Genomic DNA, 24920 nt, shown 5'->3' with positions numbered 1-24920 from the left:
GGGGGTTCGCGCCGGCGGCGCGGGCGGCGCGGGCGGCCCGGGCGGCGCCGGCCGCGGCATCGAGCCCGCGTCGTGGCATCCGTAGGCCGGCCCGACACCGTGTTGCCGAATGTTTCACGCTGTGACGGCGCGCGTCGCGGAAGGGTTGAGGCCCCGCGCGGGCGTCCGTAGCCTCGACGAACCACGCCCCGAGGAGAACCCCGTGATCGCCACCGAGAGCACCGCCGTCCGCGCAGCGCGAACGACGGAGACGGCGAGCATGGCGGATGCCGCGGCGGTCGGTCCCCGCCGGGTCGCGCGCGTCGCGCCGACGGGCTCCGGCGGGTCGGCGGTTCCCGGCGGGTCGGCGGCGCAGGCCCCACTCGCCGTGCTCGCCGATGCCGGCCTCGAGATCCCGGTGCTCGGCGGCGCGACCGTGCGGCACGTGAACCTCGACCTCGCGGCATCCGCTCCGGCCCTCGAGGCCGTCGCCGCCCACGTCGTGAAGCTGCTTCCCTACTACTCGAGCGTGCACCGCGGCAGCGGGTACCCGTCGCAGGCCACGACCGCCCTCGTCGAGGACGCCCGCGTGAGCGTCGCCCGCCACGTCGGCGCGCGCGACGGCGACCTCGTCGTCTTCACGCGCAACACGACCGAGGCGCTGAACCTGCTCGCAACGGCGGTGCCGGGCGAGACCGTCGTGCTCGACATCGAGCACCACGCCAACCTGCTGCCCTGGCGCGGACGTCGCGTCGTCGTCGCCCGCGGCAGCATCGCCGAGACCCTCGCCGCGCTCGACGCCGAGCTCGCCGCTCGACCGGCCGCGTTCCTGTCGGTGACGGGGGCGTCCAACGTCACGGGCGAGGTGCTGCCGATCGCCGAGCTCGCCCGCATCGCCCACGCGCACGGCGCGCGCATCGCCGTCGACGCCGCACAGCTCCTGCCGCACCGGCGCGTCGACCTCGCGGCATCCGACCTCGACTACGTCGCGTTCTCCGGCCACAAGGCGTATGCGCCCTTCGGATCGGGCGCGCTCGTCGGCCGGGCCGACTGGCTCGATGCGGCGCCGCCCTTCCTCGCCGGCGGCGGCGCGGTCGAGCACGTCGCCCTCGACGACGTCGCCTGGAAGGTCGGCGCCGACCGGCACGAGGCCGGCACGCCGAACGTCGTCGGCATCGCGGCACTCGCCCGCGCGCTCGCCGAGCTCGAACGCCTCGGCGACGCCGAGCGCGAGGCGCACGAGGCGCAACTCACCGCGCGCCTGCACGACGGCCTCGACGCGCTCGCGGGCGTCCGCGTCATCCGCGGCTTCGACGACGCCGACGACCGCCTCGCCATCGCGACGATCGAACTCGAACAGGGCTCCGTCGGCCTGGTCGCCGCGGCCCTCGGCGCCGAGCACGGCATCTCGGTGCGCGCCGGCCGCTTCTGCGCGCACCCCTTCTTCGACCGCGCCTCGACCCGGTCGAACGGCCTCCGCGCGAGCCTCGGCGCGGGGTCGACCGCCGATGACGTCGACCGGTTCCTCGCCGCGCTGGCGCAGCTCATCGCCGAGGGGCCCGCGTTCGAGTACTCGCGCACCCCGGGCGGATGGTGTCCGGTGACCGACGACCGGGCGTGGCCCGTCATCGACTGACGCCCGCACGAGCGCGGCCGTGTGGACCGCGCGCCGGCCGCGGGCGGGCCAGGGCCGTTCGGGACTCCCGGCGAGCGCTCAATACGATGGGGGCATGCGCTCGACGACGACCACCACCCTGATCGCCGCCCTCGCCACCACGGCCCTGCTGCTCAGCGGCTGCGCCGTGAACGAGCAGGGCCAGGGCGAGAGCGACCTCTCCGGCACCGTCGAGGGTGCGGGATCCTCCGCGCAGGGTGCGGCTCAAGACGTCTGGATCGCCGGCTTCCAGCAGGCCAACGGCAGCGTGACGGTGGACTACGACCCCGCCGGATCGGGCGCCGGGCGCGACCAGTTCCTGGCGGGCGCGGTCTCGTACGCGGGCAGCGACGCGGCGCTCGCCGCCGACCAGACGACCGGTGACGTCGGCCGCTGCGAGCCGGGTGCCGGTGCGGTCGACCTGCCCGTCTACATCTCGCCCATCGTGCTGGCGTTCAACGTCGAGGGCGTCGAGGAGCTGAACCTCGACGCGGCATCCGTCGCCCGCATCTTCAGCGGCGACCTCGACCGCTGGAACGACCCCGCGCTCGTCGCGCTCAACCCGGGTGCCGCCCTGCCCGACGCACGCATCACGGCCGTGCACCGCTCCGACGACAGCGGCACCACGTGGAACTTCACCGACTACCTGCACGAGGCCGCACCCGCCGAGTGGCCGAACGAGCCCGACGACGCGTTCCCGTACGAGGGCGAGGCGGCGCAGGGAAGCTCGGGCATCGCCGGCGTGCTCCGCGAGGGCGTCAACGTGATCGGGTACCTCGACGCCTCGCGTGCGCAGGGGCTGGGCGTCGCCTCGCTCGCCGTCGGCGACGGATTCGTCGCACCGGATGCCGCGTCGGCCGCGGCGGTCGTCGACGTGTCGCCCGTCGAGCCCGGCCGCGCCGAGGACGACCTCGTCATCGACATCGACCGCGCCACCGACGTCGACGGCGTCTACCCGCTCGTGCTCGTGAGCTACGCCATCGCCTGCCGGCAGTACGCGGACCCCGAGGAGGGCGCGATCATGCAGGCGTTCCTCGCGTGGGTCGCGAGCGAGGAGGGGCAGGATGCCGCCGCGCTCGACGCGGGCTCGGCGCCGATGTCGCCCGAACTCCGGACGAGGGTGGAGGCCGTGGTCGACACGATCGGCTGACGGTGATGAGATCGTAGGAGCGAACGAACGGGGATGTGCATGCGAGCGCTCAGCGAGGGCGAGGTCCGGGCGGCGATCCGCAACGCCTCGGAGGCCGAGCTCGAGCAGCTGAGCCTGCCGGTGTCCTTCTTCGTGACCGAGTGGGCGCACCTCGACGCGTTCGCCTGGCGCGACCCCCGCATCCCCACTCGTGGCTACCTCGTGACCGAGCTCGACGGCGAACCCGTCGGCGTCGTGCTGCGCACCCCGGCGGCGAGCGGGTCCCACCACCGGGCGGCCATCTGCAACCTGTGCCATACCCAGCAGCCGGCCGACCAGGTCGCGATCATCTCGGCGCGCAAGGCCGGCGCCGCGGGCGAGCGAGGCGACAGCATCGGCACCTACATGTGCAGCGACCTCGCATGCCAGGAGACCGTGCGGCTGGGCCGCCCGGCCGGCCCGTCGGAGGTGCTGCCCGGCCTGCGCGAGCTCGAGCGCATCGAGGGGCTCGCACGCCGGACGCGCGCGTTCGTCGCGAACGTCGTCTCCGCCGAGGCCTGAGGGTCGCCCCAGCCCCGCTGTGTACACTCGCCCTCGTGAGTCAGCACGTTCCGTTCCCCATGCCCGTCGGGCGTCAGGAGGTCGTCGGCGCATTCGATGCCGACCGGAGAGGGCCGTCGCGCCCGTGATCTCCCGCGCCTCGGCGCGCCTCCCGTGAACGGCAGTCGCCGCACGGGCACCCATTCGGAACCGAACCACGCTGCGGGCTCGCGCGAGCGACCCCGACACGACGAAGGACGTCTCACATGCTCCCCATCGACGACACGCGCATCCGCGCCTCGTTCATCAACGCGACCCAGCGCGAACGCGCCTCGGTCACCCTCCCGGCCGGCTTCGCGGACCTCGACTGGGAGCGGCTCGACTTCCTCGGATGGCGCGACCCCAAGCTGCCCAAGGTCGGGTACGTCGTCGCGGAGGTCGGCGACGGACTCGTCGGCATCATCCTCCGCGAGGCGGACGGACGGATCCGCACGCGGCCGCAATGCTCGTGGTGCGAGGACGTGACGCTGCCGAACGACGTCGTGCTCTACACCGCCAAGCGCGCCGGGGCGTCGGGTCGCAAGGGCGACACGATCGGAACGCTGGCCTGCGCGGGGTTCGAGTGCTCGAGGAACGTCCGACGCCTTCCCCCGGTCGCATACCTCGGGTTCGATGTCGAGGCGGCGAGGCTCCGTCGCATCGAGGCCCTGCGCGACCACGTCACGGGATTCATGCAGTCGGTGCGCGAGGGTTCCTAAGGCGGGTTCCGCCCCGGAGACGCCGTGGCACCGGTGGGCCGGCGGCTCAGCGCGCTCGCGGTTCAGCGACCCCGGCGGTCTGCGACGCCGGCGGTTCAGCGGTGCTCGCGGTCCAGCGGTGCCGGCGGTCCAGCGGTGCCGGCGCTTCAGCGCGCCGAGTCGGGCGTGAGCGGTTCGAGGGTCGCGCGCTTCGCCTGGCGTCCGTCGCCGGAGGAACGCCCGGTGAGCCGGCGCCCGACCCACGGCAGCACGAACTCGCGGTAGTACGCCGCCGTGTTGCGGCTGCGCGGGCCGGCGGGTGCCGCGGCGACCTCGGCGACGCCCCACTCCTCGGGCACGGCCACGCCGAGCGCGGTGAGGACGTTGCTCGCGACCCGCGCGTGCCCGAGCGAGTTCAGGTGCAGCTTGTCGGCCGACCAGTAGCGGATGTCGCGGAGCCCGAGGTCGTTGAAGTTGTCGACGAACGTGACGCCGGGAACGTCGGCGAGATCGACGAGCGCGGCCGTCAGGCGGGCGCCACGTGCGTCGAACACCTTGCCGAGGGGCAGGTGCTCCGTCGGGTTCGCGCCGCTCAGCATGAGGACGTGGATGTCCTCCTCGCGGATGCGGTTGATGGCCTGCCGGAAGCGCGCCGCCGTGGTCTGCTCGTCCATGCGGGGTCGCAGCATGTCGTTGCCGCCGCCGTTGAAGCTCAGCAGTTCGGGCTTCAGCGCGATGGCCGCCTCGAGCTGCTCTTCGATGATCGGTCCGAGCTTCCGGCCGCGGATCGCGAGGTTGGCGTAGCCGATCGGCTCGCGTGCCGCGAGCGCGAGGCCCATGGCGACGAAGTCGGCCCAGCCGCGCACGGTGCCGTCGGGCAGTTCGTCGCCGACGCCCTCGGTGAAGCTGTCGCCGATGGCCGCATACGAGTGGAACATGCGACCAACGCTACCCGTCGGCCGTCCGGCCTACTGCACCGCGAGCAGCGCCGCCCAGAGGTCGGCGCGTGCGTGGAATCCCGAGAGGTCGCGGTCGAGCAGCCGCTCGGCGAGTGCGATGCGGCTCCGGATCGTGTGCCGGTGCACGCCGAGCCGCTGCGCCGTCGCGTCGAACTGGCCGCCGTGCTCGAGCCAGGTCCGCACGGTCTCGACGAGCGAGGTGCCGGATGCCGCGTCGTGCTCGACGAGCGGCGCGAGCGTGGCGATCGCGACCGCCCTGGCGTCGGTCCGGGCGAGGAAGGCGAGGACGCCCTGCCGGCTGATCTCGTCGAACGCGACGACCCTGGGCCGCGCGGCGCCGGCTCCGCCCTGACCTGCACCGCGGGTCCCGGCCTCGCGGGCGCCGGACTCCCGTGCGCGCTCGAGGGCCCTGAGCCCCTGCTCGTGCGCGAGGGCCAGGGCCTCGAGGCCGACCGCGTCGGAGAGGCCGACGGGCACCTCGAACTCGGACGAGAGCTCGTCGGCGATCTCGCCGTCGGCCGCCTCGAGCACGAGCACGACCCGGTCCTCGTCACGCGCGAAGAACAGCCGGCCGCCGCGCTCGTCGACGCGCAGTTCGAGCAGCTCGGTCATGCGGTCGAACGCCAGCGCAGGGGCATCCGCCACCGCGACCCGCACCGGGGCGGACGGCAACGGGCCCCACATCTCGGTGGCGACCCCGTCGGCGAGGGCGGTGTCGCCCGAGAGCAGGCTGCGGAGCAGGCCGGTTCGCAGGTGCCCGCGCGCCCGGTCGAGGTTGCGGTTCTGCTCGAGCGCGAGTCCCGCGAGCGCGATGACCGAGGTCACCACCTCGCGTCCGGCCTGGTCGAGCTCGGGGGAGTCGCCGATGGCGAGGACGCCGCGGAGGGCGCCCCCGGAACCGAGCGTCTGCAGGGTGACCTGCTGCGCCTCGCCGACCGAGTCGCCCGCGAGCAGCGTGCGGCCCGCCCGCTGGCCGCGCCGGAGCATCGATCGCGCCTCGCCGACGACCTCGCCGAGCGCGGGCTGGGCGAGTCCGCCGATGGGCGCCTCGCGGTCGAGCGCGCCGGTGGCGTCCACGAGCCCGACCCAGGTGTCCAGCCGCTGGGAGAGCTCCCCGAGCGTGGCCGAGAGTCCGTCGGGTCGAAGCGCTGCGCGGGAGATCGCCCGCTGCGCCGAGAGGGCCCACGCCTGGCGCGCGTAGGCGTCCTCGGCGAGGAGGTCGGCGACGAGCTTCGCGATCGCGATGAACGGCACGCGGTACGGCACCTCGAACAGCGGCAGCCCGAGCTCGGCGCACGCCTCGACGAGCGCCGTCGGCGTGCCGTCGCGGATCACCTCCGTGCCGAACCCGAGCGCGGCCACGCCCCGGTCGCCCAGACGCTGCACGTAGGCGCGCGCGAAGCCCGCGGCATCCCCGCCGGCCTCGTCGCCGTCGAACTGGGTGCCCGTGGTCAGCAGCACGTGCCCCGCGTCCAGGAACGGCGTCGGGTCGGCGAGGTCGGAGCTGTGCGCCCACACGACGGGCGCCGCGAGGGCCGCTCCGTCGCGGGCGAGCGGCGACGTGAGCAGCCGCAGGCCGAGTTCGTCGCGGTCGAGCAGCGTCTGCACGGTCGGCTTCACGGGGCTCCTGTACGTCGCGTCCAATGTGGACCAGCTCAGTGTACATCGGGGCGGTACGTGGGGGCCGGTGCCCGACCTAGCATTGCCGCATCAGCCACCGTCGTCACACCTGATCGGAGCACGCCAATGACGCTCGTCGACACCCCGGCCAAGGACGCCTCGGCCGCAACGCCGGCCGCAAGCCCGGCCGCCGTCACCGGAGGACCGTCGCTCCCGCAGGAGCGCCGGCTCGTCACCGCCATCCCCGGCCCGCGCTCGCAGGAGCTCATGGCGCGCAAGGCCGCCGCCGTGGCATCCGGCGTCGGCACCACCATCCCCGTCGCGATCGTCGCCGGAGGTGGCGGCGTGCTCGTCGACGCCGACGGCAACTCGCTCATCGACCTCGGCTCCGGCATCGCGGTGACCGGCGTCGGCAACGCCAACCCCCGCGTCGTCGAGGCCGTGACCCGGCAGCTGAACTCGTTCACGCACACGTGCTTCACCGTCGCGCCGTACGACTCCTACATCGACGTCGCCGAGAAGCTGAACGAGCTCACCCCCGGCGACCACGCGAAGCGCACCGCACTGTTCAACTCCGGCGCCGAAGCCGTCGAGAACGCCGTGAAGGTCGCCCGCGCGTACACGAAGAAGCAGGCGGTCGTCGCGTTCGACCACGCCTACCACGGCCGCACGAACCTCACGATGGGCCTCACCGCGAAGAACATCCCGTACAAGAACGGCTTCGGCCCGTTCGCGCCGGAGGTCTACCGCGTCCCGCTCAGCTACCCCTACCGCGACGGCGGCCTCAGCGGCGCCGAGGCGGCCGCGCGCGCCATCCTGCAGATCGAGAAGCAGATCGGCGCCGAGAACCTCGCCGCCATGATCATCGAGCCCATCCAGGGCGAGGGCGGGTTCATCGTGCCCGCAGCCGGGTTCCTCCCGGCCCTCGTCGAGTGGTGCCGCGCCAATGACGTCGTCTTCATCGCCGACGAGGTGCAGTCCGGCTTCGGTCGCACCGGCGCCTGGTTCGCGAGCGACCTCGAGGGCATCGTGCCCGACGTCATCACCACGGCGAAGGGCATCGCGGGCGGCCTGCCGCTCTCGGCGGTGACCGGCCGTGCCGAGATCATGGATGCGGCGGGCGCCGGCGGCCTCGGCGGCACCTACGCCGGCAACCCGCTCGCCTGCGTCGCCGCGCTCGCCTCGATCGAGTCGTACGAGCAGGACGGCCTCATCGAGCGCGCACGCGAGATCGGCGCCGTGCTCATCGGCCGCCTGAACGCCCTGCGCACCGCCGACGCGCGCATCGGCGACGTCCGCGGTCGCGGCGCCATGGTCGCCATCGAACTCGTCGACCCGGCCACCGGGGCGCCCGACGCCGCGCTCACCGGCCGCGTCGCGGCCTACGCCCACGCGCAGGGCGTGCTCGTGCTGACCTGCGGCACCTACGGCAACGTGATCCGCTTCCTCCCCCCGCTCACCATCACCGACGACCTCCTCATCGAAGGACTCCAGGTCGTCGCGGAAGGACTCAAGAAGGCATGACCATCCTGACCGACAACGACGTCGTCATCGCCGCATCCGCCGCATCGGCCGACCACATCGCGACCCCGCTCACCGACGCGCGAGCCCAGCTCGCCGAGGCCGTGGCCCTGCTCGGCTACAACGACGGCATCCACCAGATGCTCGCGACCCCGCGCCGGGAGCTCACGGTCGCCGTGCCGCTGCGCATGGACTCCGGCGAGAGCAGCCTGTACATCGGGTACCGCGTGCAGCACAACTTCTCCCGCGGCCCGGCCAAGGGCGGCCTGCGGTACGCGCCGAACGTCAACCTCGACGAGGTACGGGCCCTCGCGATGTGGATGACCTGGAAGTGCGCCCTGCTCGACGTGCCCTACGGCGGCGCGAAGGGCGGCATCGCGATCGACCCCCGCGTGCACTCCACGGCCGAGCTCGAGCGCGTCACCCGCCGCTACACGAGCGAGATCCTCCCGATCATCGGCCCGGAGCGCGACATCCCCGCGCCCGACATCGGCACCGACGAGCAGACGATGGCCTGGATGATGGACACCTACTCCGTCAGCAGCGGCTACACGGTGCCCGGCATCGTGACGGGCAAGCCCATCGCGCTCGGCGGATCGCAGGGACGCGCCTCGGCGACGAGCCGCGGCGTGACCCACATCGCCCTCGCCGCACTGCGGCACGTCGGCATCGAGCCCGACGGCGCCACCGCGGCCGTGCAGGGCTTCGGCAAGGTCGGCGCGGATGCCGCGCGCTTCCTGTCCGAGGCCGGCGTGCGCGTCGCCGGGGTGAGCGACCAGTACGGCGCCGTGTTCAACGCCGGCGGACTCGACATCGCCGCGCTCGACGCGCATGTCCGCGCGACCGGCTCGGTCGTCGGCTTCGCCGGGTCGGAGCCGCTGGACGGCGCCGACCTGCTCACCCTCGACGTGGACCTGCTGGTGCCCGCCGCCGTCGAGGGCGTGCTCCACGAGTCCAACGCCGGCGCCGTGCGCGCCCGCGTGATCGTCGAGGGCGCGAACGGCCCGACCACGCCGATCGCCGACGCCGTCCTGCGCGATCGCGGCATCCTCGTGGTGCCCGACATCCTCGCGAACGCCGGCGGCGTGATCGTCTCGTACTTCGAGTGGGTGCAGGCGAATCAGGCGTACTGGTGGCGCGCCGACGAGGTGGAGACCAGACTGGAGGAGCGGATGCTCAACGCGTGGCAGCACGTGCTCGGGTACGCGGAGACCAGGGGGCTCTCGCTTCGCACGGCTGCGACGGCGCTCGCCGTCGAACGCGTGGCCGACGCGCACCGCCTCCGCGGCCTCTACCCCTGATCCGGCGACGCCGCACACGACACCCCGCGCACGACGCCGCAGGACTCGCAGCACACGACGAACCCCGAACGACCACGAACAGGAATCCCGCATGACGAACGCAACGCTCGAATCCACCGTGCTCGACGCCGTCGAGCACCGGCTCTTCATCGGCGGCGAGTGGGTCGACGCCGAGGGCGGCAGGACCCTCGCCGTCGAGGACCCCTCCACGGGTGAGACGATCAAGCAGATCGCGGATGCCTCGCCCGCCGACGGCATCCGCGCCCTCGACGCGGCCGTCGCCGCGCAGGACGAGTGGGCCGCGACCGCGCCCCGCGCGCGCGGCGAACTGCTGCGCCGCGCGTTCGACCTGCTGCAGGAGCGCAAGGAGGAGTTCGCCCTCCTCATGACGCTCGAGATGGGCAAGCCGCTCGCCGAGGCGCGCGGTGAGGTGGCCTACGGCGGCGAGTTCCTGCGCTGGTTCAGCGAGGAGGCCGTGCGCATCACGGGCCGCTACGGGCTGAACCCCGAGGGCACCGGCCGCATGATCGTCTCGCAGCGCCCGGTCGGCCCCTCGTTCTTCATCACCCCGTGGAACTTCCCGCTCGCCATGGCGACCCGCAAGATCGCGCCCGCGCTCGCCGCAGGCTGCACGGTGGTCGTCAAGCCCGCCGCCCTCACCCCGCTGACGACGATCGCGTTCGTGCAGCTGCTGGAGGAGGTCGGCCTGCCGAAGGGCGTCGTCAACGTCATCCCGACGTCGACCTCGTCGCAGGTCTCCGGCCCGATCATCGAGGACCCGCGCCTGCGCAAGCTCTCGTTCACGGGCTCGACGGGCGTCGGCCGCTCGCTCATGAAGCAGGCGGCGACGGGCATCCTCCGCACGAGCATGGAGCTGGGCGGCAACGCGCCGTTCGTCATCTTCGGGGACGCCGACCTCGACAAGGCGGTCGAAGGCGCGATGGTCGCCAAGTTCCGCAACATCGGCCAGGCCTGCACCGCGGCGAACCGCTTCATCGTGCACGAGTCCGTCGCCGAGGAGTTCGCGAACCGGGTCGCCGAGCGCGTGAAGGCCATGAAGGTCGGCCGCGGCACCGAGGAGGGCGTGAACATCGGCCCGCTCATCGACGGCAAGGCGGTGGCCTCGACGGACGAGCTCGTGCAGGACGCCGTCTCGCGCGGCGCGAGCCTGCTCACCGGCGGCGAGCGCATCGTCGACGGCGACGGCACCTTCTACGCGCCGACCGTGCTCGCCGGCGTCTCGGCGGGCAGCCGCATGCTCTCCGAGGAGATCTTCGGGCCGGTGCTCGGCATCACCACGTTCTCGACCGACGACGAGGCCGTCCGCCTCGCGAACGACACCGAGTACGGGCTCATCTCGTACGTCTTCACGCGGGACCTGGCCCGCGGCCACCGCATGATCGAGCGCCTCGCCACGGGCATGATGGGCCTGAACACCGGGCTCGTCTCGAACGCCGCCGCACCGTTCGGCGGCGTCAAGCAGTCGGGCATCGGCCGTGAGGGCGGGCTCGAGGGCATCCACGAGTACCTCGACACGAAGTACACCCTCATCCCGGTCGACTGACCCGATCGGATGCCGCGACGCCGCGTCGCGGCATCCGACCCTCCTCCTCCACCCTCGCGAGACACACGAAAGCGAAACAGCACACATGGAACGCATCGACTGCGACGTCGTCATCGTCGGCGCCGGGGCCTCGGGCCTCACCGCCGCAACCCGGCTGAAGGCGGCCGGCAAGTCCGTCGTCGTGCTCGAGGCCCGTGACCGCATCGGCGGCCGGCTCTGGACCGACGACATCGACGGGGCCATGCTCGAGATCGGCGGCCAGTGGGTCTCGCCCGACCAGGACGCGCTCATCGAGACCATCGAGGAGCTCGGGCTGGAGACGTACTCGCGCTACCGCGAGGGCCAGAACGTCTACATCGGCGAAGACGGCGGACGACGCCTCTTCGAGGGCGACATCTTCCCGGTGCCCGAGCGCACCGAGGGCGAGATCGTCGGCCTCATCGAGAAGCTCGACGCGCTCGTCGCCGAGATCGACCCGGATGCCCCGTGGGCGCATCCGCGCGCGAAGGAGCTCGACGAGATCTCGTTCGCCGAGTGGCTCGGCACGCAGACCGACGACGAGGAGGCGAAGCTCAACATCGGCATGTTCATCGCCGGGGCGATGCTCACGAAGCCGGCGCACGCGTTCTCGGCGCTGCAGGCGCTGCTCATGGCGGCATCCGCGGGGTCGTTCTCGCACCTCGTGGACGCCGACTTCATCCTCGACAAGCGCGTCGTCGGGGGCCTGCAGCAGGTGCCGCTGCTCCTCGCGGAGCGGCTCGGCGGTGCGGTGCGGCTCGGCCAGCCGGTGCGCAAGCTCCGCTGGAGCCCGGACGCCCCCGACGCGGGCGTCGTCGCCGTGACCGACTCGCTCGAGGTGCACGCCAAGCGGGTCGTCCTCGCGCTCGCGCCGGTGCTCATCAGCCGCATCTCGTACGAGCCGCCGCTGCCCCGGCGCCAGCACCAGCTCCACCAGCACCTGTCGATGGGCTTCGTCATCAAGGTGCACGCCGTCTACGAGACGCCCTTCTGGCGCGCCGACGGGCTCAGCGGCACCGCCTTCAGCCCGTACGAGCTCGTGCACGAGGCGTACGACAACACGAATCACGCCGACCCGCGCGGCACCCTCGTGGGCTTCGTCTCAGACGAGGAGGCCGACGGCGTCTTCTCGCTGAGCGCCGAGGAGCGCAAGGCGGCCATCCTCGAGTCGATGGCGCACTACTACGGCGAGCAGGCCAAGAACCCGGTGGTCTACTACGAGAGCGACTGGGGCTCCGAGGAGTGGACGCGCGGCGCCTACGCTGCGAGCTTCGACATGGGCGGTCTCGCGAGGTACGGCGCGGACCTGCGCACGCCCGTCGGCCCCATCCACTTCTCGTGCAGCGACATGGCCGGCAAGGGCTACCAGCACGTGGACGGCGCGATCCGCGTGGGCCGCGACGTCGCCGACGCGATCATCGCGGAGGGCTGAGCCGTGACCGCGCGCTTCGTCGTCGGCTACACCGCGAACGAGCACGGAGCCGACGCCCTCGCGTTCGCGACCCGGCTCGCGATCGCGAGCGAGGCCCAGCTCGACGTCGTCATGGTCCTCCCGAGCGAGGCGCGCAGCAGCACGGTGCCCTCCGACATCGGGTACGAGCGTCACCTCAAGGCCCGCTCGCGGGCGTGGCTGACCGAGGCGTCCAAGGGACTGGACCCCGAGGTCGCCCAGTCGCTGCACGTGCGATACGCGGAGTCCTTCGCCGAGGGCCTCATCGCCGCGGCGCACGAGTTCGGCGCATCGCTGATCATCGTCGGCGCCGCCCGCGGCGGCATCCTCGGGCGGTCGCGGATCGGCTCGGTCGCGAACGAGCTGCTGCACTCCTCGGACGTGCCGGTCGCCCTCGCCCCGTCGGGCTCGCGCGAGCTGGCGGCATCCGTCGGCGTCTCGCGCATCACCGCGGCGGTGGGCTCCCGGCCCGGCGCGAGTGCGCTGCTCGACGCGGCCGTGCGCCTCTCGAAGGCCATGCACGCACCCGTGCGGCTGCTCTCGCTCGTGTCGATCGACCTGCCTGCGGGCATGGACGAGGGACTCGCCGAGCTCACGAGCACGGCGCACGCCGACGAGGTGCTCGCGACGGCGCGTCGCGAGCTGCCGGCCGGCACCGACGTGACGGTCGCGGTCGCGACGGGCGACAGCATCGAGGCCGCCGTGCGCAGCCTCGACTGGCACCAGGGCGAGGTCGTGCTCGTCGCCTCCAGCAGGCTCGCCCGGCCGCACCACCTCTTCCTCGGTTCGACGGCATCGAAGATGATCCGCGAACTCCCGGTACCGATGATCGTCGTGCCGCGCACCTCCACCGGAAAGACGGCATCATGACGAACGAACCAGGCGCGGCATCCGGCGCCCCGCTGACCTCGGCGAGCGCCGCCGTGGATGCACCCGAGCAGGGCGGCATCTCGAAGAAGGGGCTCTCGGCCGGTTCGGTCGGCCTCATCGGCGCGATCGTCATCGGCATCTCGTGCATCGCCCCGGCGTACACGCTGACCGCGGCGCTCGGGCCGACCGTGTCCGAGGTCGGCGTGCAGGTCCCGGCGATCATCCTGGTCGGGTTCATCCCGATGCTGCTCGTCGCCCTCGGCTACCGCGAGCTCAACAAGCGGATGCCGGACTCGGGCACCTCCTTCACGTGGGCGACGCGCGCCTTCGGCCCGTGGGTCGGCTGGATGGCCGGATGGGGCCTGATCGCGGCCACCATCCTCGTGCTCTCCAACCTCGCCGGCATCGCCGTCGACTTCCTGTTCCTCCTGATCGCGCAGGTCTCCGGCAACCCCGAGATCGCGGACATCGCGATGAACCCGTTCATCAACGTGGCCGTGTGCCTGCTCTTCATGCTCGGTGCGACGTGGATCTCGTACCGGGACATGCAGACGACGCAGAAGCTGCAGTACTGGCTCGTCGGCTTCCAGGTCGCCGTGCTGGTGACGTTCTCGCTCGCGGCGCTCATCGAGACGGCGAACGGCAACGCGTTCGACGCGACCCCGATCGAGCTGTCGTGGTTCAACCCGTTCGAGGTCGACTCCTTCTCCGCGTTCGCCGCGGGCCTCTCGCTCTCGATCTTCATCTTCTGGGGCTGGGACGTCACGCTGACGATGAACGAGGAGACGAAGGGGTCCGACAAGACGCCCGGGCGGGCCGCGACGATCACGGTCGTCGTCATCGTGGTGCTCTACCTGCTCATCGCCGTCTCGCTCATCACCTACGCGGGCGTCGGCACGGGGGAGTACGGCCTCGGAAACGAGGACATCCAGGACAACGTGTTCTTCCACCTCGCGGGGCCGATCCTCGGGCCGCTCGCGGTGCTCGTCTCGCTCGCCGTGCTCACGAGCTCGGCGTCGTCGCTGCAGTCGACGTTCGTGTCGCCGGCGCGCACGCTGCTCGCGATGGGCCATTACGGCGCGATCCCCGAGAAGTTCGCGAGCGTCAGCCCGCGCTTCTTCACGCCCGGCTACGCCACAGTCGTGTCGGCGATCGTCGCCTCCGTGTTCTACGCGGTCATGCGCCTGCTGAGCGAGAACGTGCTGTGGGACACCATCACGGCGCTCGGCATGATGATCTGCTTCTACTACGGCATCACCGCGTTCGCGTGCGTCTGGTTCTTCCGGAAGGTGTGGTTCCGGTCGGCGCGGAACGTCATCTACACCCTGCTCGCCCCACTCATCGGCGGCGTCATCCTCGCCGTGCTGTTCTTCACGACGCTCATCGACTCGATGGACCCCGACTACGGCTCCGGGTCGTCGGTCGGCGGTGTCGGGCTGGTGTTCGTGCTCGGCATGGTCGTGCTGCTCGGCGGGGTCGTCGTGATGCTCTGGCAGTGGCGCAAGCGGCCCGCGTTCTTCCGCGGCGAGACGCTCTCGCGGGCGGCCGCCGACGCCTAGTCGCCACGGCCACCTGCGAGGCCGGGTGTAACGTCGGCGCAGGCCGGCGAAAGGGGGAGCGCCATGACGAGCACGCGCGAGACGACCGTGCACCTCGGCACGGGCAGCCTCACCGCCGTCGTCGTCGGCTCGATGGTGGGGGCGGGCGTGTTCTCGCTGCCCGGCCAGTTCGCCGAGAACACGGGCGTGCTCGGCGCCCTCATCGCCTGGCTCATCGCGGGTACGGGCATGCTCATGCTCGCCTTCACGTTCCAGGCGCTCGCCAATCGCAAGCCGCACCTCGACGCGGGCGTGTACTCGTACGCGAAGACCGGGTTCGGCGACCTCCTCGGCTTCTTCTCGGCGTTCGGCTACTGGGCCAGCGCCTGCGTCGGCAACGTGACCTACTGGGTGCTCATCATGTCCACGCTCGGCGCGTGGATCCCGGCGCTCGGCGACGGCGACACGATCCCGGCCATGCTCGCGGCATCCGCGGGGCTGTGGGTGACGTTCCTGCTCGTGCGCCGGGGCGTCCGCGAGGCCGCCGCCGTCAACCGCATCGTGACCGTCGCCAAGCTCGTGCCGATCGTCGTCTTCATCGTGATCGCCCTCACCGTGCTGAAGCCCGACGTGTTCGTCGACAACCTCCTCGGCGCTCCCGACGCGGGGCCGCTGTTCGACCAGGTGCGGGCGACGATGCTCGTCACGGTGTTCGCCTTCCTCGGCGTCGAGGGCGCGAGCGTGTACTCGCGCCATGCGAGGAGGCGGGCGGATGTCGGTCGGGCCACCGTGCTCGGATTCCTCTCGGTGCTCGCCGTCTTCGCGTCGGTCACGATCGTCTCGTACGGCGTGCTGCCCGCGGCCGAGATCGCCGAGCTCCGCCAGCCGTCGATGGCGGGCGTGCTCGAGGCCGCCGTCGGCCCGTGGGGCACGGTCTTCGTGAGCGTCGGACTCATCATCGCCGTGCTCGGCGCCTACCTCGCGTGGACGCTCATGGCCGCCGAGGTCGTGTTCACGGCCGCCCGCGACGGCGACTTCCCACGCGCGTTCGCCCGCGCCAACCGGCGCGACGTGCCGACCACGGCCCTCCTCGGGTCCACGATCTTCGCGCAGGCCGTGCTCGTCGTCGCGTACTTCTCGACCGACGCCTTCGACTTCGCGCTCGACCTCACGAGCGCGCTCGCGCTCCTGCCGCTCCTGTTCGCGGCCGGGTACCTGCTGAAGATCGCGATCCGCTCCGACGGCTACGGGCCGGATGCCGCGGCGCGACGCTCGCGCACCGTCGAACTCGTCATCGGGGCGGTCGCCACCGGGTACGTGGTCTTCCTCCTCCTCGGCGCCGGCCTCGAGCTGCTCTTCATCTCGCTCATCGTGCAGGCGCCGGCGACGCTGCTGTACTTCATCGCCCGCCGCGAGAACGGGCGCCCGTTCGTGGCATCCGCATGGGACGTCGTCGTGCTCGTCGTCGCCTTCGGCGGCGCGATCGCCGCCGTCGTCGCGCTCGCGGCTGGCTGGGTCGGCATCTGAGCCGTCCGCGGTGCTCGGAACGGGCCCCGCGCCGCCCGCGCCCCGTTGCATAGACTGTCCGGGTGCCAGTGAATCCCGAGCTGCAGGGGCGGGTCTTCCCGCCGGCCGAGCCGTACCTCGTCGGTCGCGAGAAGGTGCGCGAGTTCGCGCGCGCCGTGTTCGCGACGAATCCCGTGAACCTCGACGTCGAGGCCGCGCAGGCGGCGGGCTACGCCGACGTCGTCGCGCCGCCGACCTTCGCCGTCGTGGTGCAGGAGCACACGCTCGCGCAGCTGCTCGCCGAGCCCGACGCGGGCATCGACTTCTCGCGCGTCGTGCACGGCGACCAGCGCTTCACCTCGACGCGTCCGATCGTCGCGGGCGACCTGCTCACCGCGACCCTCACGGTCGCGAGCGTGAAGACGCTCGGCCCGCACTCGATGGTCACGGCCGAGTCGGCGATCACGGATGCCGCGGGCGAGCACGTCGTCACGGCCATCTCGACGCTCGTCGTGCGGGGTGATGAGTGATGGCCGCCGTGTCCTCGATCCCCGTCTTCGACGAGCTCGCCGTCGGCGACGTCGTCGCGGAGCGCGACTTCCCCCTCACGCGCGACTCGCTCGTGCGCTACGCGGGGGCATCCGGCGACTTCAACCCGATCCACTACCGCGATGACGTCGCGGCATCCGTGGGCCTCCCCGGCGTCCTGGCGCACGGCATGCTCACCATGGGCCTCGCCGTGCAGCCGGTCGTCGACTGGGCGGGCGACCCCGGCCGCATCGCCGACTACCAGGTGCGCTTCACGCGCCCCGTCGTCGTCGACCCGGTCGACGGCGCCACCGTGACCGTCACCGCGAAGGTCGGCCAGCTCGACGCCGACGCCCGCGTGGCCCGCATCGACCTCACCGTGAAGCTCGGCGACGACACCGTGCTCGGCAAGGCGCAGGTCCGCGTCGCACTCGGCTGACATGGGGGCGAGCGACATGGATGCGACCGATGCGACCGCGCCCGGCGACGCGGCGACCGTCGATGCCCCGACCGAGCCGACCGACGCGACGTTCGCCGACCTCACGACCCTGCGGGTCGGGGGTCCGATCCGTCGCCTGGTGACGGCGGCCACCTCGGCCGACCTGATCGACCTCGCCGTCGAGGCGTGGTCGGAGGGCGAACCGTGGATGGTGCTGGGCGGCGGCTCGAACCTGCTCGTCGGCGACGAGGGGTTCGACGGCACGGTCATCCGCATCCGCACCCGCGGCATCGAGGTGCTGGGCAGGCAGGAGGGCGAGGCATCCGTGCGCGTCCGCGCGCAGGCCGGCGAGTCGTGGGACGACCTCGTCGCCTGGACCGTCGAGCACGGCTTCGCGGGCATCGAGGCGCTGTCGGGCATCCCCGGATGCGTCGGGGCCGCACCCGTGCAGAACATCGGCGCCTACGGGCAGGAGCTCGAGTCCACGCTCGTCGCGATCGACTTCCTCGAGGAGGGTGCCGATGCTCCGCGGCGCATGACCGCCGACGAGCTCGAGCTGGCGTACCGCACCTCCGTGCTGAAGCAGGGCCTGCGCGGCGTCGTGCTCTCCATCGAGCTCGACCTGCACGACACCGAGGCCGAGCGCGCCGTGCTCGGCGAGTCGCTCAGCCGTCCCGTCGCGTACCCGCAGCTCGCGGGCGCCCTGCACGTCGACCTCGGCGACCGGGTGCCGCTCGCGCGGGTCCGCGAGGGCGTGCTCGCGCTCCGCGCCTCGAAGGGCATGGTGCTCGACCCGGAGGACGCCGACACCTGGAGCGCCGGTTCCTTCTTCACGAACCCGATCGTCGATGAGCACACCGCCCGGTCGCTCCCGGCCGACGCGCCGCGCTGGTACCTCGAGCCCGACCCGGTCGACGAGGTCGTGCCGATCGCCGGCGGCATCGAGGAGTCGCCGCTCGACCAGTTCCTCGCGCACCAGGCGTCGCTCGAGGCATCCGGCCCCTCGGCGAACGGCGGGCCGCAGCCCACGCTCGTGAAGCTGTCGGCCGCATGGCTCATCGAGCGCGCCGGCATCGGCCGCGGGTTCGCCCTGCCCGGGTCGCGGGCCGCCGTCTCGTCCAAGCACACGCTCGCGCTCACGAACCGCGGCGGGGCCTCGGCCGAGGAGGTCGCCCAGCTCGCCAGGTTCGTGCAGTCGCGCGTGCAGTCCGAGTTCGGGATCGTGCTGCACCCCGAGCCGGTGGTCGTCGGCCTCGACTTCTAGCCGACGCGGCCGTCGCGTGGACGCGCCGGTTCGAGCTTCCACCGGCGCGGCTGCCGGGCGAGCGCGTCGGTGCTGGCCATCGAGTGGTCGTCCGCGGCGGCCGGCCGGCGCTCCCCTCTCGCGCGAGCCGTCATATCGGAGCGGAGAACCTGTCCTGATCTCGACATGCCAGTTCCCCCTCACCCGATGAGGGGGAACTGGCAGAGCCGATATCGAACGGTCGGGCGGTGCATGCGATGGGACGGCTCCCGTGGCGAGGTGCCGACCGCCAGGGGCAGCCACGCCCCAAGGGCCTACGACCGCCGCGCGTCGGCGCGCACCCGCTCCCCGCGGCGGAGCAGCCCCACGATGCCGAACAGCGCCACGACGACGCCGACGGCGATCACCGCGTAGAGTCCGGCCGCCAAGGGGTTCAGGTCGGCGAACCAGGCGGCGGTGGCCTCGCGGCGCGCCGGGTCCACGATGATCCAGAGCGTCACGCCGGCGATCGTGCCGTAGAGCAGCGCCCAGACGAGCGCACCCCAGCGCACCGTCGGACGAGCCGCGGACGCCGCGTGCACGGCCGTCGCGGGAGGCGAGGCGGATGCCGCAGGGCGGGCCTGCGGCGACGAGGCGGGCGTCGCGCCGAACGGCCAGGCGGGGGCATCCGGCGCGGCCGCAGCCGTCGGACCGGTCGCGGACCCGGCATCCGTGGGGATCACCGTGGTCGGGCCGGTCGAGGAGTCGGCACCCGCCGCGATGACGGCGGTCGGGCCGGTCGAGCCGGCCGGAGGCGCCGGCGGTGCGGGCGGCACCGGCGCGGCGGGAGGGGAGAGGGGCGTGCGCTCGGAGTCTGACATCTGCTCGCTCATTCCTGGATCTGGACGTACACGGTGCCCGTGCGCTGGGTGATGGTGAACTCGGCGTCGACGTGCTCGCCGCTCCGGGGGGCGCTCACGCCCTCGGGGCCGCCGATGAGCAGCTCGTCGAGGTCGAGGCCGTCGAGTTGCGGCGTGGTCGTGGAGCCGTCCTCGCCGAAGACCACGATGTCGATGCGGTCGGCCTCGGAGGCGTCGAGTAGCAGTCGCGACCCGGGAAGGACGGTGATCCAGGTGTCGCCGAAGCCCTGGTTCAGCTGCACGGTCGGGGTCCGGCTCGATCCCGTCGCGTACGCCGTGACGTACGCGTCGCCGAGCGGCTGCACGTACTCGAGCGATCGGGTGAGCTCGATGCTCGTGCTCGGCCCGATGAGCCGCCCCTGCTGTCCGAACGACGCCCCGCCGAGGCCGACGAGCAGGGCGAGCGTCGAGACGAGCGTGAAGAACGCGAGGGCACCGCTGCGACGCCGCCGGAGCGCGGCCACGACCATGCCGAGGGCCAGCACGAGCGTTGCCGCGGCGAGGGCGACTGGCACGGCGAAGTCGGCGACATCCGCATCGCCGAGGGCCCAGAGCGCGGCGATCGCGCCGGCGACGAGGCCGAGTCCGAGCAGCGTGAACACGTAGGCGGCGCTGGCCCGCGGTCGGGCCGCCCGGCGGGTGGCGCGGGCGGCATCGGCCTCGGCGGCGAGCGCCTGCGCCTTCGCGCGGTTCTCGGCCGCGGCCTGCGCCTTCGCCGCACGCATCGCCTCGTCCTGTCCGGCCTTCCATTCGCCGTGGGCGACGCGCCACGCCTCGTGCTGCTCCCGCCACTCCGCGATGGCGTCGGCATCGGCGCCCATGGCGGGCACGGGCGGCTCCGTCGCGCCGGCGGCGCCGGCGGCGGCGGTCGTCGCGGCGGTGTCGTTCACGAGTGGCCCACCCGCGGCATCCGCGTCGGGGCTGCTGCCCGTGGCACCTGCCGGGGCCGATGCGGACCCCGACCGGGTGGCGTCGGCAGCGGAAGCCGTTCGCGCGCCGCCGCCACCGGCCGGGGGGTTCTGGGAGGCCCGGCGTGCGAGCCAGATGACGAGGGCGACGATGCCGCCGACGAGGAGGAGGGTCCAGATGATGCGCAGCGGCACCATGAGGTCGAAGCCGAAGAGCGGATCAGCGATGTAGGGCCAGTCGTCGCCCCACCACTGCCAGCCGAGCCACCCGCCCTGCACGAACGGGATGAAGCCGAGGACGCCCATGACGGCGATGCCCACGACGGCCGGGTCGACGATGCCGCGGGTGAGGCGCTCGAGGTGGATCTCGCCGTCGGCGTCGGGCAGCAGCAGCCAGGCGATCGCGTAGAGCAGCACGAACGGGGCGCCGAGCACGGCGACCACGACGACGATGCCGCGCACGATGATCGGGTCGATGCCGAGGCGGGCGCCGATGCCCGCGCAGACGCCGCCGAGCCATCCGGCGCGGCGCGGCAGCCCGAGGCGGCGCAGCCACGCGTAGAAGCCCTCGCCGGTGTCGGCGCCGGTGTCGGTGCCGGTCGCGCTGTCGGCGGTGCCGCCGCGGCCGGTGCCGGTGCCCGGCGCGTGTGTCGACGCGCCGGGAGCACCGGAGGATGGAGCCGAACCGACCGAGCCGTCGGCCGGCGGGCCGGCGGGCGCGGAGTCCCCCTGCACGTCTTCCGGCGCTGGGTCGGTCGTCGGGTCGGTCTGGTTCGTCTCCATGCCTCGATGCTGGCATCGTCGCCGGATGCCCCGCCATGGGGTGAGTCCCTGATTCGACCCTGATCCTCCCGCCCGGGCCCCGGCGACGCCGACGCGGTCTGCTTGGATGGCAGGCATGGAGCCCCGCATGATCCGCCCCCGCGCGTGCGTCGCGACGGGCGTGGCGGCAGGGATGGCGGAACACCTCGGCTGGCCCGTGACCGTCGTGCGCCTGGCGTTCGCCGCGACGAGCCTCGCGGCGGGCGCCGGACTCCTCCTCTACGTGTGGCTCTGGGCGCTCACCCCGTGGGCACCCGGCGACGAGCGTCCCACGAGGCGGGCGCCGGTGGCCTGGCTGCTCGTCGTCGCATCGACCCTGTCGCTCCTCGGGGCCTGGGTGGTGAGCGCCTGGGTGCTCGACGGCGACGAGGGCGGCCTCCGCTGGTGGTTCGGCGCGGTGCTCGCCGGGGTCGGCCTGGCCGTGGCATCCGGTGCCTGGGCGGGCTTCGTCGACCGGCCCGACCCCGAGCGCGGACCGCGGCACGAACTCGCGATCCGTCTCTCCGCGACCGCGCTGCTCGCGATCACGGCGGTCGCGCTCGTGTTCGGCGACGTCGCGCACGAGTACCCGGTGCCCACGTTCGCCGCCGCGCTCGCCGCCGTGCTCGGCATCGGCCTCGTCTACGCCCCCACGCTCGTCACCGCCTGGCGCGACCTCGCCGACGAGCGCACCAAGCGCATCCGCGAGGAGCAGCGCAGTGAGATCGCCGCGCACCTGCACGACTCGGTGCTCCAGACGCTCGCGCTCATCCAGAACCGAGCGGGAGCCTCGAGCGAGGTCGCCCGCATCGCCCGCGCCCAGGAGCGGGAGCTGCGCGACTGGCTGTTCGACGGCGACACGCCCGCCGACAGCGACCTCGGCACGGACCTCCGCGACTTCGCGGCCGCGCTCGAGATCGACTACCCGGTGACGATCGACGTCGTCGTGGTCGGCGAATCCCGCGAACGGGCGAGTGGCGAGGTGGCGGCCGCGGCACGGGAGGCCATGCTGAATGCGGCCCGCCATGCCGGCGGGGAGGTGTCGGTGTACGTCGAGTCGTCACCCGAGACGGTGGAGGTGTTCGTGCGCGATCGCGGCGAGGGATTCGAGTTGGGCGACGTCCCCGGCGACCGGCTGGGCGTGCGCCAGTCGATCATCGGGCGGATGCGGCGCGCCGGCGGCTCCGGCGAGGTCCGGCGCGGTGCCGGGGGCATCGGCACCGAGGTGCGCCTGCGCTTCCCCGCCGAGCGCCTCGGGGCGGAGGCCGGCCGTGGCTGACGCATCCGACGCGGGCAGGGGCGTGCCCGCGGCATCCGTTCGCGTGGTCATCGTCGACGACCACTCGATCTTCCGCTCGGGCCTGAAGGCCGACCTCGACGCGTCGATCGAGGTGGTCGGCGAGGCCCATGACGTCGAGTCCGCCGTGGCCGCGGTGACGGATGCCGCGCCCGACGTCGTGCTCCTCGACGTGCACCTGCCCGGGGTCGGCGTGCCGTCGGGCGCGAGCGGCGGGGCCGAGGTGATCCGGCGGGTCGGGTCGTCGATGCCGGGGACGAGGTTCCTGGCGCTCAGCGTGTCGGACAAGGCCGAGGACGTGGTGGGCGTCATCCGCGCGGGCGCCCGCGGCTACATCACGAAGGGATCGTCGGGGGCCGACGTCAGCCGGGCCGTGCAGGCCGTCGCCGGGGGAGACGCCGTGTTCTCGCCGAAGCTCGCGGGCTTCGTGCTCGACGCCTTCGGTGCCGCGGTCGGCGAGACGGCCGCGGCGAGCGACGAGCTCGACCGGCTCTCGGCGCGCGAGCAGGAGGTCATGCGCCTCATCGCCCGCGGGTACGCCTACAAGGAGGTCGCCGCCGAACTGTTCATCTCGACGAAGACCGTCGAGACGCACGTGTCGGCCGTGCTGCGCAAGCTCCAGCTCTCGAGCCGGTACGAGCTCACGGCCTGGGCGAACGCCCGCCGCCTGCTGTGACCCGGGTGCCGCGGCCGCCGCTGCCGTCGCCGTCGTCTCCGGCCGGCCGGTAGACGTCGAGCGCCGCCGGGAGGACGCGCACGGTCGTGCGGTATCCGGGCACCGCGCCCCGGGCGGAGGCCTCCGCGGGCGCAGCGATGGCCACCTCGCCGTCATGCGCGAACCCGGGCGCCTGCCCCTCCCTCGGTCGCACCAGGACGTCGATCGAGTCGGTCGTGAAGGACTCGAGCCGCTCGGGCAGCAGGCGAAGGCGCCGGAGCACGGAACTCGTGCGCCGGCCGAACGCGAGCGAGCCGACGGCGCGCACCCGGGTGCCGGCATGCAGCACGCGCACGTCGAGCGTGCCGTCGTCGAGGCGCCGGCGCTGCATCGGCGCGGCGATGCCCGCCTCGTTGCGTCCGACGCCCACGAACAGCGTCCAGACGCGGGCCCGGCGACCATCGACCACGACGGTGACCGGAGCCGAACTCCGCAGCACCCGCACCGCGGCGATGACCGCCGCGGGCCATTTGCCCCACCTCCGCTCGAGGCGCTCGCGCTCGGCGACGAAATCCGGGTAGATGCCCACGGAGGCCGTGTTCAGCACCGTGATGGGCGAACCGCCGGCGAAGCGGAGCTCGGCGACATCCGTCCGCACGCCCTCGCCCCGCTGCAGGGCGTCGACGGCGAGGTCGACGGATGCCGCGCCCGCCGTGCGCGCGAAGTGGTTGAACGTGCCGCCGGGCACGACGAGCAGCGGCAGCCCGGCCGCCCTGGCCTCGTGCGCCACGGCGGCGACCGAGCCGTCGCCGCCGCAGACGCCGATGATCGACGGCGGCTCCTCGCGGGCGAGTGCGGCGCGCATGGCCGTGCGCGGGTCGTCTCCGTCATCGAGGAGGTGCAGTTCGGCGAGCGGCAGCCGCCGTTCGAGCACCCGGACCGGGTCGGCGCGCACGACGCTCGTGCCCGACGACCGGTTCACGACGATGAACACGCCTTCGCCCTCGGGAGAGGCCGGGAGACGGCGGTCGTCGCCGGTCGGAGCGGAGTCGATGCGGTCGTGCGACGTGCCCGGCCGTACGAGGAGCGTGCCGAGCGCGGTGACGCCGGTGCCGAGCGCCAGGCCTCCGACGACGTCCGACAGCCAGTGCGCCCCGGTGTGCAGGCGCGAGTAGGCGACGCCGAGCGCGGCCGGGGCCAGGGCGATGCCGAGGCGCGGGGATTCGACCGCGACCCCCATCGCGAAGGCCGCCGCGCTCGCCGAGTGGCCCGACGGGAAGGACGGCGTGGCGGGCGGCTTCGGAAGGCGCCGCCCGATCGGCACGTCGGCGAGCAACGGCCGGTCGCCGCCGAAGACCCGCTTGGCGATCAGGTTCGTGAGCGCGCTCGCGACGAGCAGCGAGCCGAGTCCGCGTTCGGCCGCCCGACGGCGACCGGTCACGGCGAGCACGCCCGCGATCGTCCACCACAGCACCCCGCGGTCGGCGACCCCCGAGACCCGCGACCACACCCGGTCGGCCACGGGATGGCTGGGGCCCGTGGTCACGGCGCGTGCCGCCGCGGCATCCGCTCGCCGAACCCATGCGGGGAGGATTCTCGTGCGCTGGACGGCGACGCGTGCGCTCTGGAGGATCACGTCGTCATCGTACGCGCGGCTCGCGTTCGTTCGTTCGTGCGAGGGCTCGCCGTGTGGAGGACGCCTCGCGACCTCCCTCTGGCCCGCAAACCGTCGCATGAGCGCATGCGCGCGACAGCGCTCGCCCG

21 protein-coding genes are annotated in these 24920 nt (G+C 73.1%); 16 read left to right on the top strand and 5 right to left on the bottom strand.

The features are described from left to right. Positions 1–202 precede the first annotated feature (202 nt). From GQQ95_RS02880 to GQQ95_RS02865, 4 genes are all read left to right on the top strand, one after another. The gene (locus tag GQQ95_RS02880) at positions 203–1615 is read left to right on the top strand and encodes an aminotransferase class V-fold PLP-dependent enzyme (protein WP_212275225.1); all 1413 of its coding nucleotides are present in this window, start codon (positions 203–205) and stop codon (positions 1613–1615) included. A gap of 94 nt (positions 1616–1709) precedes the next feature. Continuing rightward, entirely contained in the window at positions 1710–2783 is a 1074-nt protein-coding gene (locus GQQ95_RS02875; protein ID WP_157426095.1) for a phosphate ABC transporter substrate-binding protein PstS, read from the top strand. 39 nt (positions 2784–2822) lie between these two features. Further along, positions 2823–3323 carry an FBP domain-containing protein gene (locus tag GQQ95_RS02870; RefSeq protein ID WP_157426094.1) on the top strand — a complete coding sequence of 167 codons (501 nt, stop codon included), beginning with the start codon at positions 2823–2825 and terminating at the stop codon, positions 3321–3323. A gap of 245 nt (positions 3324–3568) precedes the next feature. Then, complete coding sequence (locus tag GQQ95_RS02865) at positions 3569–4060, top strand: FBP domain-containing protein (protein WP_157426093.1); 492 nt, start codon at positions 3569–3571, stop codon at positions 4058–4060. Positions 4061–4206: 146 nt separating this feature from the next. Here GQQ95_RS02865 and GQQ95_RS02860 read toward each other — a convergent pair whose 3' ends face one another. Both GQQ95_RS02860 and GQQ95_RS02855 read right to left on the bottom strand, forming a co-directional pair. Continuing rightward, positions 4207–4977, bottom strand: coding sequence for an SGNH/GDSL hydrolase family protein (locus GQQ95_RS02860; RefSeq protein WP_157426092.1), 771 nt, complete (start codon positions 4975–4977; stop codon positions 4207–4209). A gap of 30 nt (positions 4978–5007) precedes the next feature. After that, on the bottom strand, positions 5008–6618 hold the full coding sequence (locus tag GQQ95_RS02855) for a PucR family transcriptional regulator (protein ID WP_157426091.1): 1611 nt from the start codon (positions 6616–6618) through the stop codon (positions 5008–5010). A gap of 126 nt (positions 6619–6744) precedes the next feature. Between GQQ95_RS02855 and gabT the strand changes: the two genes are divergently transcribed. From gabT to GQQ95_RS02805, 10 genes are all read left to right on the top strand, one after another. Beyond that, positions 6745–8142 (top strand): 4-aminobutyrate--2-oxoglutarate transaminase, encoded by a 1398-nt coding sequence (gabT, locus tag GQQ95_RS02850; RefSeq protein WP_157426090.1) that lies wholly within the window; start codon positions 6745–6747, stop codon positions 8140–8142. Then, positions 8139–9440, top strand: coding sequence for a Glu/Leu/Phe/Val family dehydrogenase (locus GQQ95_RS02845; RefSeq protein WP_157426089.1), 1302 nt, complete (start codon positions 8139–8141; stop codon positions 9438–9440). The genes gabT and GQQ95_RS02845 overlap by 4 nt, the downstream gene beginning before the upstream one ends. Positions 9441–9531: 91 nt before the next feature. Next, positions 9532–11004, top strand: coding sequence for an NAD-dependent succinate-semialdehyde dehydrogenase (locus tag GQQ95_RS02840; protein ID WP_157426088.1), 1473 nt, complete (start codon positions 9532–9534; stop codon positions 11002–11004). 85 nt (positions 11005–11089) lie between these two features. Continuing rightward, positions 11090–12454, top strand: coding sequence for a flavin monoamine oxidase family protein (locus GQQ95_RS02835; protein WP_157426087.1), 1365 nt, complete (start codon positions 11090–11092; stop codon positions 12452–12454). Between the two features lie 3 nt (positions 12455–12457). Beyond that, a complete protein-coding gene (locus tag GQQ95_RS02830; protein WP_157426086.1) occupies positions 12458–13342 on the top strand; it encodes a universal stress protein in 885 nt (294 codons plus the stop codon). Then, a complete protein-coding gene (locus GQQ95_RS02825) occupies positions 13339–14901 on the top strand; it encodes an APC family permease (RefSeq protein WP_157426085.1) in 1563 nt (520 codons plus the stop codon). Before GQQ95_RS02830 ends, GQQ95_RS02825 begins: the two co-directional genes overlap by 4 nt. A 63-nt stretch (positions 14902–14964) precedes the next feature. Continuing rightward, on the top strand, positions 14965–16407 hold the full coding sequence (locus tag GQQ95_RS02820; protein ID WP_157426084.1) for a basic amino acid/polyamine antiporter: 1443 nt from the start codon (positions 14965–14967) through the stop codon (positions 16405–16407). Positions 16408–16469: 62 nt separating this feature from the next. Then, positions 16470–16916 (top strand): FAS1-like dehydratase domain-containing protein, encoded by a 447-nt coding sequence (locus GQQ95_RS02815; protein WP_157426083.1) that lies wholly within the window; start codon positions 16470–16472, stop codon positions 16914–16916. Further along, on the top strand, positions 16916–17353 hold the full coding sequence (locus GQQ95_RS02810) for a MaoC family dehydratase (RefSeq protein ID WP_157426082.1): 438 nt from the start codon (positions 16916–16918) through the stop codon (positions 17351–17353). Before GQQ95_RS02815 ends, GQQ95_RS02810 begins: the two co-directional genes overlap by 1 nt. A gap of 16 nt (positions 17354–17369) precedes the next feature. Further along, complete coding sequence (locus GQQ95_RS02805) at positions 17370–18617, top strand: UDP-N-acetylmuramate dehydrogenase (protein WP_157426081.1); 1248 nt, start codon at positions 17370–17372, stop codon at positions 18615–18617. 293 nt (positions 18618–18910) lie between these two features. Here GQQ95_RS02805 and GQQ95_RS02800 read toward each other — a convergent pair whose 3' ends face one another. After that, positions 18911–19456 carry a hypothetical protein gene (locus GQQ95_RS02800; protein ID WP_157426080.1) on the bottom strand — a complete coding sequence of 182 codons (546 nt, stop codon included), beginning with the start codon at positions 19454–19456 and terminating at the stop codon, positions 18911–18913. A gap of 8 nt (positions 19457–19464) precedes the next feature. After that, positions 19465–21186: a PspC domain-containing protein gene (locus tag GQQ95_RS02795; RefSeq protein WP_170296935.1), complete on the bottom strand. Its 1722-nt coding sequence runs from the start codon at positions 21184–21186 to the stop codon at positions 19465–19467. A 127-nt stretch (positions 21187–21313) separates the two neighbouring features. Between GQQ95_RS02795 and GQQ95_RS02790 the strand changes: the two genes are divergently transcribed. Both GQQ95_RS02790 and GQQ95_RS02785 read left to right on the top strand, forming a co-directional pair. Beyond that, a complete protein-coding gene (locus GQQ95_RS02790; RefSeq protein WP_246205153.1) occupies positions 21314–22483 on the top strand; it encodes an ATP-binding protein in 1170 nt (389 codons plus the stop codon). After that, positions 22476–23177 (top strand): LuxR C-terminal-related transcriptional regulator, encoded by a 702-nt coding sequence (locus tag GQQ95_RS02785; protein ID WP_246205152.1) that lies wholly within the window; start codon positions 22476–22478, stop codon positions 23175–23177. The genes GQQ95_RS02790 and GQQ95_RS02785 overlap by 8 nt, the downstream gene beginning before the upstream one ends. Here GQQ95_RS02785 and GQQ95_RS02780 read toward each other — a convergent pair. After that, positions 23143–24792 carry a bifunctional phosphatase PAP2/diacylglycerol kinase family protein gene (locus GQQ95_RS02780; RefSeq protein ID WP_246205151.1) on the bottom strand — a complete coding sequence of 550 codons (1650 nt, stop codon included), beginning with the start codon at positions 24790–24792 and terminating at the stop codon, positions 23143–23145. The two genes, GQQ95_RS02785 and GQQ95_RS02780, sit on opposite strands and share 35 nt — an antisense overlap. Between the last annotated feature and the right edge of the window lie 128 nt (positions 24793–24920).

It is taken from the genome of Agromyces salentinus, assembly GCF_009749395.1.
GTDB lineage: Bacteria > Actinomycetota > Actinomycetes > Actinomycetales > Microbacteriaceae > Agromyces > Agromyces salentinus.
This window is presented reverse-complemented; position numbering and strand designations above follow the sequence as displayed.